8 protein-coding genes are annotated in these 16,696 nt (G+C 47.4%); 7 read left to right on the forward strand and 1 reads right to left on the reverse strand.

Annotated elements, in window-relative coordinates; translation table 11 throughout:
- Positions 1–57 precede the first annotated feature (57 nt).
- The gene (locus FEM33_RS13015) at positions 58–2,202 is read right to left on the reverse strand and encodes a S9 family peptidase (protein WP_139012446.1); all 2,145 of its coding nucleotides are present in this window, start codon (positions 2,200–2,202) and stop codon (positions 58–60) included.
- 252 nt (positions 2,203–2,454) lie between these two features.
- Here FEM33_RS13015 and polA point away from each other — a divergent pair, with 252 nt between their 5' ends.
- From polA to FEM33_RS13050, 7 genes are all read left to right on the forward strand, one after another.
- Positions 2,455–5,334, forward strand: coding sequence for a DNA polymerase I (polA, locus tag FEM33_RS13020; protein WP_139012447.1), 2,880 nt, complete (start codon positions 2,455–2,457; stop codon positions 5,332–5,334).
- 511 nt (positions 5,335–5,845) lie between these two features.
- Complete coding sequence (locus FEM33_RS13025; RefSeq protein ID WP_201747744.1) at positions 5,846–9,076, forward strand: SusC/RagA family TonB-linked outer membrane protein; 3,231 nt, start codon at positions 5,846–5,848, stop codon at positions 9,074–9,076.
- A 20-nt stretch (positions 9,077–9,096) separates the two neighbouring features.
- Complete coding sequence (locus FEM33_RS13030) at positions 9,097–10,563, forward strand: SusD/RagB family nutrient-binding outer membrane lipoprotein (RefSeq protein WP_139012449.1); 1,467 nt, start codon at positions 9,097–9,099, stop codon at positions 10,561–10,563.
- Between the two features lie 243 nt (positions 10,564–10,806).
- Positions 10,807–12,534 carry a 3-keto-alpha-glucoside-1,2-lyase-like domain-containing protein gene (locus tag FEM33_RS13035; protein WP_139012450.1) on the forward strand — a complete coding sequence of 576 codons (1,728 nt, stop codon included), beginning with the start codon at positions 10,807–10,809 and terminating at the stop codon, positions 12,532–12,534.
- Positions 12,535–12,607: 73 nt separating this feature from the next.
- Positions 12,608–14,599, forward strand: a complete 1,992-nt coding sequence (locus tag FEM33_RS13040) for a plastocyanin/azurin family copper-binding protein (protein ID WP_139012451.1) — start codon at positions 12,608–12,610, stop codon at positions 14,597–14,599.
- A gap of 237 nt (positions 14,600–14,836) precedes the next feature.
- The gene (locus FEM33_RS13045) at positions 14,837–15,448 is read left to right on the forward strand and encodes an RNA polymerase sigma factor (protein ID WP_139012452.1); all 612 of its coding nucleotides are present in this window, start codon (positions 14,837–14,839) and stop codon (positions 15,446–15,448) included.
- A 124-nt stretch (positions 15,449–15,572) separates the two neighbouring features.
- Entirely contained in the window at positions 15,573–16,673 is a 1,101-nt protein-coding gene (locus FEM33_RS13050) for a FecR family protein (RefSeq protein WP_139012453.1), read from the forward strand.
- The last annotated feature ends 23 nt before the right edge of the window (positions 16,674–16,696 follow it).

Consider the following 16,696-nt stretch of genomic DNA (forward strand, 5'->3'; position numbering starts at 1 on the left):
ACAACAAAAGGCTCCTCAGGAGCCTTTTGTTGTGGATATAAATTATCCTGAGTTATACTATTTATCGATTCCTTCCAAGGCAAACATAAATGCAAACTGAAGCGCGACTTCCTTAAGGTACTCAAATCTGCCCGAGGCGCCGCCATGACCTGCTTCCATGTTTGTTTTAAGCAAAAGCACATTTTTATCTGTCTTATGCGTCCTTAATCTTGCAACCCATTTAGCCGGCTCGAAATATTGCACCTGACTGTCATGCAAACCCGTTGTAACCAGCATATTCGGATAATCCTTCTTTTCTACATTATCGTAAGGTGAATAGGATTTCATATACATGTACGATTCCTTGTTTTTAGGATTTCCCCATTCATCAAATTCGTTGGTCGTAAGCGGAATGCTTTCGTCCAGCATCGTTGTAACCACATCTACAAAAGGTACATCGGCAATGATACCGCGCCATAATTCCGGACGGAGGTTGGAAATGGCTCCCATCAGCAGACCGCCTGCACTTCCACCCTCCGCAAACAAGTGCGCCGGAGAAGTATAGTTTTCTTTGATAAGGAATTCCGCACAGTCGATAAAATCGTTGAAGGTATTTTTCTTCTTGAACATTTTACCGTCTTCATACCATTTACGTCCCATTTCTTCACCGCCGCGTATATGTGCAATGGCGTATATAAATCCGCGGTCCAGCAAGCTCAGGCGTGTACTGCTGAAAGTAGCATCCATGCTATGGCCGTAAGAACCGTATGCATACAAAAGCATCGGCGTGTCCGCACTCTTCTTGGTTCCTTTTTTATAAACTACTGAAATCGGGACTTTCACACCATCCCGCGAAGTAGCATAAAGTCTTTCCGTAACATAGTCTTCCGGATTATAGCCGCCGACAACTTCCTGACGTTTTTTCAGCTCCTTGGCCCTGGTTTCCATGTTATAATCGTACACGGAATTAGGCGTTGTCAATGAGGTATAAACATAGCGCATGCTTGTGCTGTTATACTCAGGGTTCGAGCTTGGATAAGCTGCATAAGCCGGCTCGCCAAAGTCCACATAATGCTCCGCATTGGTATTGATATTCCGGACGCGAAGCTGAAGCAAACCGTTTTTACGTTCCGTAATGACCAGATAATCCTTGAACACATCAATATCTTCCAGCAAAACATCTTCTCTGGTCGGAATTACTTCTTTCCAGTTTTCTACACCCGTTTTGTTCAGGGGCGTTTCCATGAGTTTGAAATTGAGCGCATCCTTGTTGGTAACGATCAGGAATTTGTCATTCTGATGATCGATGCTGTACTTGACATCTTTCATGCGGGGCTGAAAAACGGTAAATTCGCCTTCGGGCCTGTCCGCATCCAGAATCCGGTATTCCGACGACATCGTGGCGCTGGAAGCGATTACAATGTATTTTTCCGATTTTGTTTTGCCGACACCGATGTAATTGCTTTTATCTTTTTCATCGTAAACGACAACGTCCTTTTTCGAATCTGCTCCGAGTGTATGCCTTTTGATTTTTTCGCTCAGCAGTGTTTTCGGATTTGTAGCCGTATAAAACAAGGTTTTGTTGTCATTTCCCCATTCGGCTCCGCCGCTCGTCGGAAAAATCTGATCTTTGTACATTTCGCCTGTCTCAAGGTTCTTGACATGAATCGTATACTGGCGACGGGAAACGGTATCCACGCCAAACGCCAGCAACTTGTTATCCGGACTTACACTGAAACCCGTTGCTGAATAATACGCATGTCCTTCCGCCATTTTGTCCACATCCAGCAAAATTTCTTCCGGCGCTTTCAACGAACCTTTTTTGCGGCAGTATTTGAAATATTGCTGGCCTTCTTCACTTCGGGTATAATACCAGTAGCCATTACTGAAAACCGGAACAGACTCGTCTTTTTCCTTGATCCGGCCTTTCATTTCCTTGAACAGATCTTCCTGAAATTTTTTTGTGCCGGCCATCATGGTGTCCGTATAGGCATTTTCAGCTGTCAGGTATTCAACAACTTTATTGCTGTCAGGACCTTTCCGGAAAAAGTCGGCCATCCAGTAATATTCATCATTCCGTTTGTCACCGTGCATGCCGGTCTCGTGGTCTTTCTTTTCTGCTACGGGTGGCGTCGCCCCCGGCCATTGATATGCATCTTTCACTTCTTTATTCTGGTTACAGGAAAAAATAATAACAGCTAAAAACAATAAAATAATTCGCATAGGATAAAAGTTAGGTAACAGGAAGATATGGGTAAAACTTAAACAGCATTTAAAATGGAATATATTAATAGATTGACTTGAAAGATAGAAACATTTAATTAATATAATTTGTACAAAAAGTTAATTATTAAGTAAAAGTATAAAATGAATATGCATCATTAATACTTATGCATAAAACTACAAAAATGTAGCAGGAATCCATTTCATCCATGCACATACGTTATATTTGAGTTTCTTAAAATAACATTCTTTATGAATAAACCTGTTCACAAGTTATTCCTGCTTGACGCAATGGCATTGATTTACCGTGCCCATTTTGCATTCATCAAAACACCAAGGGTTACTTCTAAAGGATTGAACACCAGCGCGGTTTTCGGATTTACAAACACGCTGCTCGAAGTGCTGCAAAAAGAAAAACCGACGCATATCGGTGTGGCGTTTGATACCTCCGCTCCTACTTTCCGCCATATCCAGTATGAAGCCTACAAAGCGCAGCGCGAAGCGCAGCCGGAAGACATAGCCGTTGCCATTCCGCTCGTCAAGCGATTACTGCAGGCCATGTGCATTCCCATTCTTGTGCTCGACGGATACGAGGCGGATGACATCATTGGAACGATTGCCAGAGAAGCTTCCCTTGCCGGATTTGAAGTGTTTATGATGACGCCGGACAAAGATTACGGTCAGCTTGTGGAAGAGCATGTGCATATTTACAAGCCCGCATTTATGGGAAAAGGCCCCGAAGTACTGGGCGTAAAAGAAATTCTGGAACGCTGGCAGATCCGCAGGATTGATCAGGTTGTGGATATTCTCGGCCTGATGGGCGATGCCGTCGACAACATTCCCGGCGTGCCCGGTGTCGGTGAAAAAACCGCACAGAAACTCATTGCAGAATACGACACGGTTGAAAACCTGATTTCGCATGTCGACGATATCAAAGGCAAGCTGGGGGAAAAAATCCGCGAGAACATCGATAAGGCAATCCTCAGCAAGCAACTGGCCACTATTGACACCAAAGTACCCGTTCCGTTTGATGCCGAAGACCTGACCGTCTGCGGTGTCAATGCAGACAAGATTATTGAACTGTTCGATGAACTTGAATTCCGGACGCTGAAACAGCGCGTCCTTGCCATTAACCAGCCCGTTATCACAACGCCGCCCGCCGCCAAACCGCAGCCCGTTCGAGAAAGCAAAGGACAGCTCGATCTGTTCGGAAACCCTGCCGCAGAACTGGGCAGCCAGCCTGCTGCAATCACTGAAATCCTTGCCGGCGATAGTAACGCGGAGCCGTTGCTGGAGGAATTTTCCATTCCGGGAAACAAACGCGACATCAGCAATACGCCGCACAGATATCATACGGTGGATACGCCGGAACTGATGAAAAGCCTGGCTTATTATCTCGGCATTCAGGAGCGCTTCTGTTTTGATACGGAAACAACTTCACTGGACACGATTGATGCCGAGCTGGTCGGACTGTCATTTTCCTACTTGCCGGGTGAAGCATTTTACGTTCCGGTCCCTGCGGACAGGGAAAAGACGCTGGAAATCCTGGAATATTTCAGGCCGGTTTTCGAAAATGAAGCCGTCGGCAAAATCGGGCAGAATATCAAATACGATATGCTTGTGCTGAAAAGCTACGGTGTCGACGTAAAAGGGAAACTGAGCGATACCATGCTCGCGCATTATCTGCTGGAACCCGATAAACGGCACGGCATGGATTTACTGGCCAACTCGTATCTTCATTACGATCCGGTTTCGATTACCTCTTTAATTGGTAAAAAAGGCGTCAAGCAGGGAACCATGCGCGATGTGGCCATTGCGGAAATCACGCAGTACGCTGCCGAAGATGCGGATATTACCTTGCAGTTGAACGATATTTTCATCAAAGAACTTCCAAAGGTCAACGCTACCAAACTTTTTGAAACGGTTGAAATGCCGCTGCTCAACGTGCTGGTTTCCATGGAAAGTACAGGCGTAAAGCTGGATATCAATGCATTGAAGGAAATGTCTGCGGTGCTGGAAGGTGACTTGCGGCAAACGGAATCTGAAATTTACGAATCCGCCGGGCAGTCTTTCAACATCAGCTCGCCAAAGCAGCTCGGTGAAGTCCTTTTTGAAAAGATGAAACTGATTGACAAACCCAAAAAGACCAAAACCGGTCAGTATGCAACGGGCGAGGACATTCTGACGGAGCTGGAAAACAATCATGTGATCGCACGCAAAATCCTGGATTACCGCGAGCTTCAGAAGCTCAAATCGACCTACGTGGATGCATTGCCGCTGCTGGTCAGCCGCCGCACGGGCAGAATCCACACGTCCTACAATCAGGCCGTGGCTGCAACCGGACGTCTGAGTTCAACGAATCCCAACCTGCAGAATATTCCGATCCGGACCGTTCGCGGACGGGAAATCCGGAAAGCATTTGTGCCTGACAATGAAGATTTCCAGATCCTGTCGGCCGATTACTCGCAGATCGAGCTTCGCATCATGGCGGCGTTCAGCGGCGATGAAAGTATGATCGAGGCATTCAATCAAGGCCGCGACATCCACGCAACAACGGCAAGCAAGGTCTTTAACGTACCGCTGGAAGATGTTACTTCCGACATGCGGCGCAAGTCAAAAACGGTTAATTTTGGTATCATATACGGCATTTCGGCCTTCGGACTCAGTCAGCGCCTGGCCATTCCGCGCAGTGAAGCCAGCGAAATCATCAAATCCTATTTTGAAGAATTTCCGTCTGTAAAGGCTTATATGGACCGCGTTGTTAACAATGCCCGGGAAAAGGAGTATGTGGAAACCATTCTCGGTAGAAGGCGCTATGTTCCCGATATCAATTCCCGGAACCAGACCAACCGCGGCTTTGCAGAACGAAATGCCATTAACGCTCCGATACAAGGCTCGGCGGCCGACATGATCAAGGTGGCGATGATCAATATTCATGATTTTATCGAGAAAGAAAAGTTGAAGTCGCGCATGATTCTGCAGGTGCATGACGAACTGGTGTTTGATGCGCACCGCGATGAAATCCCATTATTAAAGGAAAAAGTAGATGAACTGATGCGTACGGCCATTCCGATGCAGGTGAAAATGGAAACCGGGATCGGGATCGGAGCCAATTGGCTGGAAGCGCATTGATGCCGCCATGAACCTGTATTTTGAAAGCCTTGATTTTAAATCAGGGCTTTTTTATTACCCGGATTCAACTTAACAATTTGTTTACATATACTTCACAAAGACAAATTTACAATTGTTCAATTTTGCATATCCAAACCATTGCTATCCTGTAAAATACCGATGTGCTGTAATTGTTAAAATTCTGTACAATGCAATTGTTAGCATACTAAATATGGGTTTTTACCTTTTATCCGCAATATTAAGTTAATAATACATTAATAGTAGATACAAAATTCAATGTATTTTGTACTTTAGTGAATGTAAGCTCCTGCTGTTTCCGCATTGAACAATTTCATTATTTTGTTTACCCCTATTTAACCTTTAACCGAATTTTATCCTTTTTACCAAACAATGCTCACTTAACTTCCATGTTATGCCAAAACCATTTCTACTCTCAAATGAAGTCCGGAAGCGAATCCGGAACCTGACCTTGTTTAGCCTGCTCTTTTGTACCTTTCAAACGGCTTCTGCGATGCCGTTCAGCAAAAAAAGCAATGCGGAAAAAACCATTACGGGTAAAGTCACCGATGAAGGAAGTATCGGTCTTCCGGGCGTCAGTGTGATTGTAAAAGGCACGACAACAGGAACAATCTCGGATTCGGAAGGAAGGTACTCCCTTGCTGTTCAGGACGATGCAACTACGCTGATCTTTTCCTATGTCGGTTATCTTTCCCAGGAAATTGCGATCGGAAACCGTGCGGCTGTGGATGTGATCATGAAGCCGGACGCCAGAAACCTGAACGAGGTCGTCATTACAGCCTTGGGTATCAAACAGGAATCCAAAAGACTCGGTTACGCGGTTCAGGAAATAAAAGGCAGCGAGCTCGACAAAGCGCGTGAGACCAATTTTGTAAGCGGACTTGCAGGTAAGGTTGCAGGTGTACAGGTAATGAGCAGCCCGAGCGGCATAGGCGGTTCGGCCAGAATCACGATAAGAGGTGACAAGTCTCTGGATATCAACAAGAATCAGCCGCTCTTTGTCATAGACGGTGTTCCGATCACGAATGCGCTTACGGGTTCAAGCGGCCGCGATTTCCAGGAACTGGATTACGGAAACGGCGCTTCGCTCATTAATCCGGACGATGTGGAATCCATGACAGTGCTCAAAGGCGCCAATGCCTCGGCGCTTTATGGCTCACGCGGTGCAAACGGCGTGATCGTTATTACAACAAAATCAGGTAAAAACAGCAAAGGACTTGGCGTATCCGTCAATGCCGGCCTGACCTTCGAAAACCCGTTGGTACTTCCTGATTTCCAGAAAGTGTATGGACAGGGAAACAACGGCGAATTCAGTTTTGTGGACGGAAGCGGTGGCGGTATCCGGGACGGCGTGGACGAAAGCTGGGGACCGAAAATGGACGGCCGGCTTATCGCACAGCACGACTCCCCTACTTCCAACGGCTATCGTGGCGGCGATATTTCCCTGATTGATGACGGCCAGCTTGGCTCGGCAGCCGACCTTGCGGCCCGCGGAACCATCACGCCGACACCTTTTGTACCGGGAAACAACCTGAAAGAATTCTATGAAACAGGAATAACCAACAATACCAATGTATCCGTAACAGGCTCAAACGAAAAAGGCGATTTCAGGCTTTCCTACACGCTTCTGGATCAGAAGGGAATTATCCCGAACACGGATATCAAAAGAAATACATTTGCAATCAATACAGGCTACAACCTGTCGCCAAAACTTTCCGTTCGCATTTCGGCCAATTACGTTAACAGCACAAGCGCCAACCGCCCGAACCTGACTTACGGAACGGAAAGCATTATTTACCTGCTGCATTGCTGGATGGGCCAGCACGTGAATCTGAACAGTCTGAAGGATTACTGGATACCGGGCATGGAAGATCGTCAGCAGTTCAACTTCAATTACAACTATCACGACAATCCGTACTTTAACCTTTATGAAAATACCAACAGCCAGAACGCAAACCGGATCTTTGGCAACATCTCGGTTAAATACGACTTTACAAACTGGCTGAGCCTTCAGCTGAGAGGCGGCACGGATTTCAACAATGACCTTCGCAAAAGAAGAAGGGCTTTCAGTACGCAGCGTTTTCCGTTCGGAAGTTACCGCGAAGAACGTGTACGCAACGGCGAGTCCAACTTTGATTTTCTACTGACGGCGACCAAGGATTTCAGTGAAGACTTTACTTTCGGGGCAAACATCGGCGGTAACCATCAGATTGCGACAACCAACAATTTTGAAGTAACGGCGCCGCAATTGCTGATTCCCGGAATTTACAGTTTCAACAACACAAGAGTTGCTTTGGTAAGCTCGATTCAGGATATCAACAAAGTGGTCAACAGCCTTTACGGTTCGGTGCAGTTTGGTTATAAAAATTTCCTGTTTCTGGACGTGACGGCCAGAAATGACTGGTCCACGGCTCTGACGCTTCCTGCCATAGCCGATTCGCTCGGACAAACAATCAATTCATACTTCTATCCTTCGGCTTCGCTGAGTGCAGTTGTGAGTGATATTCTGCCGATGCCTGAATGGGTATCATTCGGTAAAATCCGGACCAGTCTTGCGCAGGTTGGAAACGACACCGATCCGTACCGTTTTACTTCCGGGTACGGCCGCAGCGATCCATGGGGCGATTACCCGGTTTATTCTTCCACAAGAACACTGGTCAATTACAACCTGAAACCTGAAATCAGTACTTCTTTTGAAATCGGAACAGAATGGCGATTCCTGAAAAACCGGGCGGGCCTGGACTTTACATTTTACAATATCAACACCAGGAACCAGATTTTGCCCTCCGTTCCCGTTTCCATAGCTTCCGGTTACAGCAACCGGATTGTAAATGCCGGTGAAATCAGAAATTATGGCTTTGAAGTAATGCTCAGCGGAACACCGGTACAGACGACGAATTTCAGATGGGACGTCAATGTAAACTGGTCTGCAAACCGAAGCAAAGTAGTCGAGTTCGACGGCGAAGTAATGGATTACCAAATGGCAGAACGTCACGGCGTTTCCATTCGTGCGCAGGTCGGACAAAGAATGGGCGATATGTATGCCATCGGTTTCAAAAGAGTGGAAGACAAAAACAGTCCTTATTACGGCGAAAAAATCCTGAATGAATCCGGACGCTTCCTGAGTACAAGCAATCTGATCAAGGTCGGGAACTATAATCCGGACTGGATGGCCGGCATCCGCAATACTTTTACTTACAAAAATTTCAGTCTGAGCGGATTGCTGGACATTCGTCATGGCGGACAGATATTTTCCGAAACCTTTGTGGTCGGACTGGAAGCAGGACAGCTTGAAGAGACACTGGAAGGCCGCGAAAACGGATACGACATCAACCAGCCGGGCAACGGTGTAATTGCCAAAGGTGTGATCCAGAACGCAGACGGCTCTTACCGCGTAAACGACGTAAAACTGACCGCACGTGAATATCACCAGTCGCGTACAGGAAACCGCGATATTCCGGAAGGCGGCATTTTCAATGCATCTTACGCCAAGCTGCGCGAGGTAAGACTGGCTTACATGGTTCCTTCCAAATTTCTGAGCAAAGCCAAAATCAAGGGCCTGAACGTTTCCGTAGTGGGACGGAATCTGGCCGTATGGAGCAAAGTTCCGCACATTGATCCGGAAACTTCTTCCCTGAGCGGCGGCACGATCATTCCGGGTATCGAATCGGTCGGGATGCCTACAACGCGCAGCTGGGGCTTTAATGTAGGATTCAGTTTTTAATTCAGCCAAAATCCAAAAGAATGAAAAAGATCAGACAATATATGATAATGGTTGCAGCAGGATTATTTCTTTTTCCCGCCTGCACCGACGATTTCGTAGAGAAAAATACAGACCCGAACGCCATTACCGACGTAACACCCGACCTGCTGCTGCCAGGGATTATACGGACTGCTGTAAATGAAATGGTGAACCAGAGCTGGTCGATCGGCAACATTGTGATCCAGCATACGGCCAAAATCCAGTTCGTTTCGGAAGACCGTTATACCTGGGGCGACCGCGACGGGCTTTGGGAAAATATGTACAACAACTTGCGCGACGTTCAGTTGCTGCTGGAACTGAGCCAGAAAAACAATGCAAACAATTACCGCGGCATTTCCCTGATCATGCGTGCGTGGATGTATTCTATCCTGACGGATGCTTACGGTGACATCCCCTATTCCGAAGCAACAAAAGGCGTCTCCGGCATTTTACAGCCCAAATACGAAACGCAGGAAGTCATTTACAACGGCATTCTGAACGATCTGAAAACGGCTAACGAACTGCTCGGTCCGGGCGAAGTTGTGGTTGGCGACCTGATTTACAATGGTGACGTAAGTAAGTGGAAAAAACTTGCAAACAGCCTGCGTTTAAGATATCTTCTCAGAATTTCGGACAAAAAAGACGTGAAAGCCGAAATGCAGGCCATTATCAGCAATCCGACTGAATCACCCATCTTTACAAGTGCGGGCGACAACGGAACCATGCGTTATCTGACCTCTGCTCCAAACCAGTTTCCCCTGTATACAGCGCGTTCAGGTTCTTTTGACGAGTTCCGGTTAAGTAAAAATCTGGGTGACAAACTGACTGCGCTGAACGATCCGAGAATAACCGTATTTGCACAGCCGACCGATGCTTCCGTTTCTGCGGGTGCACCCAAATACAGCGGCGTACCGAACGGCCTGAACGAAGTGGCGGCACTGGATTACAACGGCGGCCCGAACAATATTTCCCGTGCAGGCGCATTGTTTTACAAAGGTTCGATTACCGACAGAGGGCTGAATGTTGCAAAAGGATATATCATGTCGTATCACGAACTGCAGTTCATTCTTGCGGAAGCCGTCAAGAAAGGGATGGTCAATACGACCAAAACAGCGCAGTTTCACTACGAGGAAGGTGTTAAGGCTGCCTTTGATTACGTGGATGTGGACATGCCCGCCAATTACCTGAAAAATCCAGGCGTCGCCTACAACGATGCCAGCGCACTGACGCTGATCGGCACGCAGAAATGGATCTCGCTCTTCTTTTCCGGACTGGAAGCATGGTTTGACTGGCGACGCACCGGAGTTCCCGAAATCAAAGCCGGCGTAGATAATGTAAACGGCGGAAAAGTACCCGTCCGGTTTGCTTACCCGAGAAGCGAGCAGACACTGAACCCGAACAGCCTCAACGAAGCGGTAACCAGACAAGGGCCAGACAATTACAACACGCATGTATGGTGGGATTTGTAATCCGGCATTTACATTTTTATTAAGAAACAAAAATAGTCCGGCACGTTCCGGACTATTTTTGTTTGCGTTCATGGCAGAAAGCATACACCTTTTCCAACCCGTTTTTTCGTTTCCATTCCCGTAATTCTGTCCGGTAGGGTGCTTAAACTTCAGGAGTTTAAAATTTCCTAATATTTCGCAATATATTAGTAGAAAAAAGTGCGAACTTCGTTTTATAATTGTAAACATTACACTTAATAACTAATGCATTATTTTATCCAGAAAGTCTCTCTCCTTTTGCTGGCTTGTCCCATTATGGTTTTTGGCCAGGCGGTAAAAGGAAACTATTCTCCTCTTCCCCTCAAAGATCTGAGTTCATTTCAGAATGCCGGTTCCAACTGGACAGTCCAGGGTGATGTTTCCATTCATCCTTCCGGAACAGCCAAGCTGAAAACTACGTCCGGTGACGGCGTGCTCATCGGCAATCCCGGCAATGCGATTACAACAACCTTAAAGGCAAATGACCTGCGCCTTTTTATGGAATTCATGGTTTCGGCCGGAGCGGAAGGCGCCGTGATACTACCGGGCGGACAAAGGGTACGCATTTCCGACAGCAGCAAGCAAAAAGAATCCAGCGCGCAGACTTCCGGGTTTACTGGCCAGTTTCCGACGCAGAATGCCGCCAAAGCGCCGGGATTATGGCAAACGCTGGAACTCGCCTACGATGCGGCCGTTCCGCAGCTTGCCAACTCTGCAAGACTGAACTCGCTTGCATTGAACGGCGTAACGGTTCTGGAAACCGTTTATCTTCCCAATTCCAAAACAGTCACCGAAGCGCAGCCGCTTTCCTTTGAAGTGACAAAAGGCACAATTGCTTTCCGTAATCTTGGATACCAGCTGCTCGCAAGCCGCAAACCTTTGACACTAAATAACCTGAATTACAAGGTTTATTCGGACAAATGGGACAGCAAGGAATACAGCAAACTGGATCACGAAGGCAAATCGCCTGCGCTTACGCAGGAAGTTACCAATGGTATGCGCGAGTTCCACCTCGTGTATGAAGGCGATATGGACGTAACCGAGGCAGGCACTTATATCTTTACAAGTATTTATTCGGGGCCTGTCATGACACTGGATATCGACGGCAAAAACGTGATGACCGGCGGAGAAAGCACTTCGCAGGAAAGCCATTCGGGAACTGCGGAACTGAGCCAGGGAAATCACAAGTTTAAAATTTATTATTCCCGTTTTCCTTGGAGACAGCCTGCTCTGGCGCTTCGCGTGGAAAAAGCCGGCGTTCGTCCGTACGACCTGCATGCGCTTTCCTCACTTCCAGAACCGGAGCCGAAGCCTTACATCAGCGTAACGCCGGACATGCGCCCGGAAATGGTAAGGTCATTTATCAAGCTGGATGAGGAAAAATACAAACGCACGCATTGCATTTCGGTAGGAAGTCCGGAAGGCTGGAACTATACCGTTGACCTGAACCGCGGTGCCTTGATTCAGGCATGGCGCGGGCAGTTTGCCAATGTAACAGAAATGTGGTACGAACGCGGCGAGCCGCAGCTCCTGTTCCCGGCGGGTCTGAATGTACGCGTTTCAGGCAAAAGCAGTCTTGCCGTGCTGGAAAATGCCAGTGCAGCATGGCCGGACTCCTCGGATATCAACTTTCTGGGTTATAAAATAGATCATCAGGGCTTGCCCGGATTCCGTTACGGCATCGGATCAGCTACTGTAAATGATCAGCTTACGCCTGCCGGAAACAGTCTTTCACGTACTTTCCGCGTGGACGGAACGCCGAAAGGCACTTTATACTCGCTGCTTGCCAGCGGAAACCGCATTGTGGAAGTCGAAAAAGGTTTGTATCAGGTGGACGACCGTTATTACGTACAGGTTGATAAAAAAGCAAAGGTGATCGTAAGACCGGCCGGCGAAGGCAAAGAACTGATCCTGCCTGTTTCCGGAACCACAACTTATTCCATGTTCTGGTAAATCATTGTTGAGATCTCAGGCGGAGCAGACAACCTGCTGCTGCCCAAATTCAAATTGTATTCTGTTTTAATAAATGAAAAATATTCTTTTAACTGCCCTGATATCAGCTGGATGTTTGTCGGCATATGCACAATCCAAACCCGGCAAGGAAGATGATTATTACCGGATCATTACCATGCCGATCCCGGAAACTATCAAGATGGAAGTGGGCGGACTGGCCGTTCTGCCGGACGGAAGACTGGCCGCTTCTACCCGCCGCGGCGAAGTATGGATGATCGGAAACCCTTATCTGAAAGGGGATGGAAAACCTTCTTTTCAACGCTTTGCATCCGGCTTGCATGAGCCTTTGGGGCTTTTGTCCCGCGGCAAGGATTTCCTGATCTCTCAACGCGGCGAAGTGACCCGGCTGGAAGATACCAACAATGACGGCGTTGCAGACGTTTATGATTCTTTTGCAAGATGGCCGCTTTCCGGAAATTATCACCAGTATTCCTACGGACCGGTTGCCATGCCGAACGGTGAATTGCTCGTAACGCTGAACCTGGACTGGGTCGGTCGCGGAGCAAGCCAGTCCAAGTGGCGCGGATGGATGCTGAAACTCGGTGAAGACGGCAAACTTACCCCCTATGCTACCGGACTTCGTTCGCCATCCGGTTTCGGTTCGTACAAAGGCGATATTTTCTATACCGAAAACCAGGGCGACTGGGTGGGTTCCGGACGTATGACGCATCTTGAAAAAGGGGATTTTGCAGGAAATCCGGCGGGTCTGCGATGGAGCAAGGAAGAAGGATCGCCCGTAAAACTGACGCCTCAGGATGTGCCGAACACAGGCGAACCGCTGTACGATGTGGCCAAAAAAGTACCGGGCATCAAGCCGCCTGCTGTTTGGTTCCCGCATACGATTGTAGGTATTTCGACTTCCGACTTTAAAGAAGATGTAACGAACGGCGCATTCGGTCCGTTTGCAGGGCAGGTTTTTGTAGGCGATCAGGGACACAGCATCATCACGCGTGTTGATTTTGAAAAGGTGAACGGCGTATGGCAGGGAACCGTTTTCCCGTTCCGTGAAGGATTTATGTCCGGAATTATCCGTATGGTCTGGGGACTGGACGGCTCCATGTTCGTAGGCCAGACCAGCCGCGGTTGGTCGGCAACGGGAAAGGCCGATTTCGGAATTCAGCGGCTGGTATGGACCGGGAAAATGCCGTTTGAAATGAAAAACGTACATTCCATGCCGGACGGATTTGAAATCGTATTCACCAGTCCGGTTGACAAGAAATCTGCTGCCGATCAGGATGCTTACAAGCTGAACAGTTTTACTTACAAATACCACCAGACTTACGGCAGCCCGATCATCAATACGCAGGAAGTGCCGCTGAAAGGAATTGTTGTTTCGGAAGACGGACTGCGCGTGCGGCTTGTTGTGGACCCGGCTGTACTCCGCAAGGGCTATATTCATGAAATAAAAGCAGAGGGCGTAAAATCTCCGGACGGAAACCCGCTGCTGCATACAACCGGTTATTATACTTTGAATGAAATTGCCTCAGGAACCCCGGTAAGTGCGTCCCAGTTTACGACAACCGTAAAGGCAAGTGCACCGGATCACAGCATGCACACCATGCCGGCCGAAGCCAGCAACACAGCACCTTCTGCCAAAAGAGTTATTGAAATGCCGAAAGACTGGACAAACGGTCCCGATCAGGTTGTCACGATCGGAACGGTACCCGGCCTGAAATTTGACATTTCCAGCATTCAGGTAAAAGCGGGAAGCAGGATTAAAATCATTTTCAATAACAATGATGACATGCTGCATAACCTGGTGATTACAAAGCCGGGAACGGCCAATGCCGTGGGCGAAGCCGGGCTTAACCTGGGCCTGAAAGGTTCTGAACTGAGTTATGTGCCGCGCACGAACGATGTACTTTTCCACAGCAACATCGTGGAACCCGAAAAATCGGAAGCCATTTATTTTGTGGCACCCAAGCAGCCGGGAGCCTATCAGTATGTATGCACGTTCCCCGGCCATTATACATTGATGCAGGGCAAGCTGAACGTAGTAAAATAAACTTCTGACTGCCGCCCGCGCAGGCAGTTCAGCATCGCATTCATTTCCATTTACAATCCGGTATTTCCACTTTGACAGCTGAGAAATACCGGATTTTTCATTTCAATACCATTTAAATTCAGTAATCAATAAAAAAATTTCAGGAAAATACTGGATATTACAGGGAGAATAAATATCAGGTTTGCTTTATCTGTTAACATTTCTGATTCTGTTTCATTCTAACAACAAGCGCCTGATTTGAGCTTCGATCTGCAAATAGCGAACAATCCTGACGTTAATATCCAGCTTTGGAGGCGTTTCAAAGCGGGTGATTCGGATGCGCTTGGCCAGCTGGCCAAAGTTCATTACCGGACGCTCTACAATTATGCGCTGAAGTTTTCGTCCGATCCGGATTTTATCCGCGATTCCATTCAGGATCTGTACCTTGATCTCTGGGAACGCAGGGATTTCCTGTCCGAAACCGCTTTTGTGAAATCGTATTTGATGAAGGCACTGCGGCACAAACTGATCAAGGAAAGCATTCGTTTAAAGCGTTTTCATGAGCCGGTTCATGTTTACGCAGATTTTGAAATCGCAAACGGTTCTATTGAAGCCGATATGATTGAAGATGAGCAAAACCGCTATATGACAAGCCGCCTCAAACAGATCATCAACGGACTTTCCAAACGCCAGCAGGAAATTATTTACCTCCGGTTTTACCAGAACTTCAATAATGAAGACATTGCCATGATCATGGGCCTTGGCCGTCAGAGCGTCTCCAATCTTTTGTACCGTACCCTTAAGGAAATCAAGGAAATATGGACGCCTGCGTTTAACTGCGTGATTTTGTTCCTTTCAGGTATGCTTTAATCGCTGCCTTTCTTCTTACAGCTGCTATTTTATTGTCATTTCCATAATTTTTAAAAATATTTTCATTTTTCTGGTTATAAGTCTGCCCAAATGCGACATACATATCTGAAGTTAATTGTATGCTATGGCCGATCAACAGTACAACACCATTGAAGAACTTGCAGCGGACGAAGGTTTCCGGCATTGGATCATGGAACCCACGCAGGAAACAGACGATTTCTGGCACAACTGGATGGACGGAAATCCGGAAAGGCAACTGCTGGCCAAACAGGCCAAAGAACTGGTCCTGGCAATTGACGAAGCCTTCCGTGACGATCTGACAAGCCAGATGCTGGAAAACGAGATTCAGGAAATTACCCGTAAAGCCGAGCTTGGAAAGCACACGGGCCGGTCGGAACATGATCAATTTACCCGGTTTCCTTACTGGCGGGCTGCGGCTGTTTTCGTATTGTTTTCAATCATCGGGTTGCTGTACATTCAATTTCCTTCATTTTACCAATCAGCGGACGGCGGGAAAGAGGTTCAGCATACTTCCGGGCAGTTCTATACCCGCACGAATCATGCTGATAAAGAAATGACTGTGTTGCTGAGCGACAACAGTGTTGCCACGCTGATGAAAGGAAGTTCCATTTCCTATCCCAAACAATTCAGCGGAAATGAACGAAAGGTATTTCTGGAAGGAGAAGCATTTTTTGACGTTTCCAGAAATCCGGAAAAACCTTTTCTGGTTTACACCAGCGAAACGGTCACAAGAGTGCTGGGCACAAGCTTTCGGGTCAAAGCATTTAAAAAGGAAAACACGGTAATGGTACTGGTAAAAACGGGACGTGTGCTGGTGTATCCCAAAAATGAGTACGAAGCCGGACAAGAAAAACGACAGATTTCCGGCGTGGTACTGGCTCCTAACCAGCAGGCCGTATTCAGCAGAACTGAAAACCGCATCCAGAAAAGCATCGTTGCCCATCCTGAACTGCTGACGGAACTTTCGGCCCACAACGAAATGATTTTTGAAGACAAACCTGTTGCGCAGGTATTCCAGTCCCTAGAAGAAATTTACGGGATCGTGATCGTTTATGATGCTTCCGTGCTTTCAAACTGCATCATCAACGCACAGTTTACCGATGAAAGTCTGAAACAGCGAATGAACGCCATTTGTCAGGCTATCGGTGCAGGTTATGAAATCCAGAACAACCGTATCGTAATCAGCAGCAAAGGATGCAGCTGATATGTAATGATTTGCGCAAGACC

Origin of the sequence: Dyadobacter flavalbus, from assembly GCF_006149045.1 — a bacterium.
GTDB classification, from domain to species: Bacteria; Bacteroidota; Bacteroidia; order Cytophagales; family Spirosomataceae; genus Dyadobacter; species Dyadobacter flavalbus.

What these genes read in the sequence shown, in the direction of transcription:
- FEM33_RS13030 (WP_139012449.1), top strand. Translation starts at nt 9,097, where the DNA reads ATGAAAAAGATCAGACAATATATGATAATGGTTGCAGCAGGATTATTT.
- FEM33_RS13050 (WP_139012453.1), top strand. Translation starts at nt 15,573, where the DNA reads ATGGCCGATCAACAGTACAACACCATTGAAGAACTTGCAGCGGACGAA.
- FEM33_RS13040 (WP_139012451.1), top strand. Translation starts at nt 12,608, where the DNA reads ATGAAAAATATTCTTTTAACTGCCCTGATATCAGCTGGATGTTTGTCG.
- FEM33_RS13025 (WP_201747744.1), top strand. Translation starts at nt 5,846, where the DNA reads ATGCCGTTCAGCAAAAAAAGCAATGCGGAAAAAACCATTACGGGTAAA.
- FEM33_RS13015 (WP_139012446.1), bottom strand. Translation starts at nt 2,202, where the DNA reads ATGCGAATTATTTTATTGTTTTTAGCTGTTATTATTTTTTCCTGTAAC.
- polA (WP_139012447.1), top strand. Translation starts at nt 2,455, where the DNA reads ATGAATAAACCTGTTCACAAGTTATTCCTGCTTGACGCAATGGCATTG.
- FEM33_RS13035 (WP_139012450.1), top strand. Translation starts at nt 10,807, where the DNA reads ATGCATTATTTTATCCAGAAAGTCTCTCTCCTTTTGCTGGCTTGTCCC.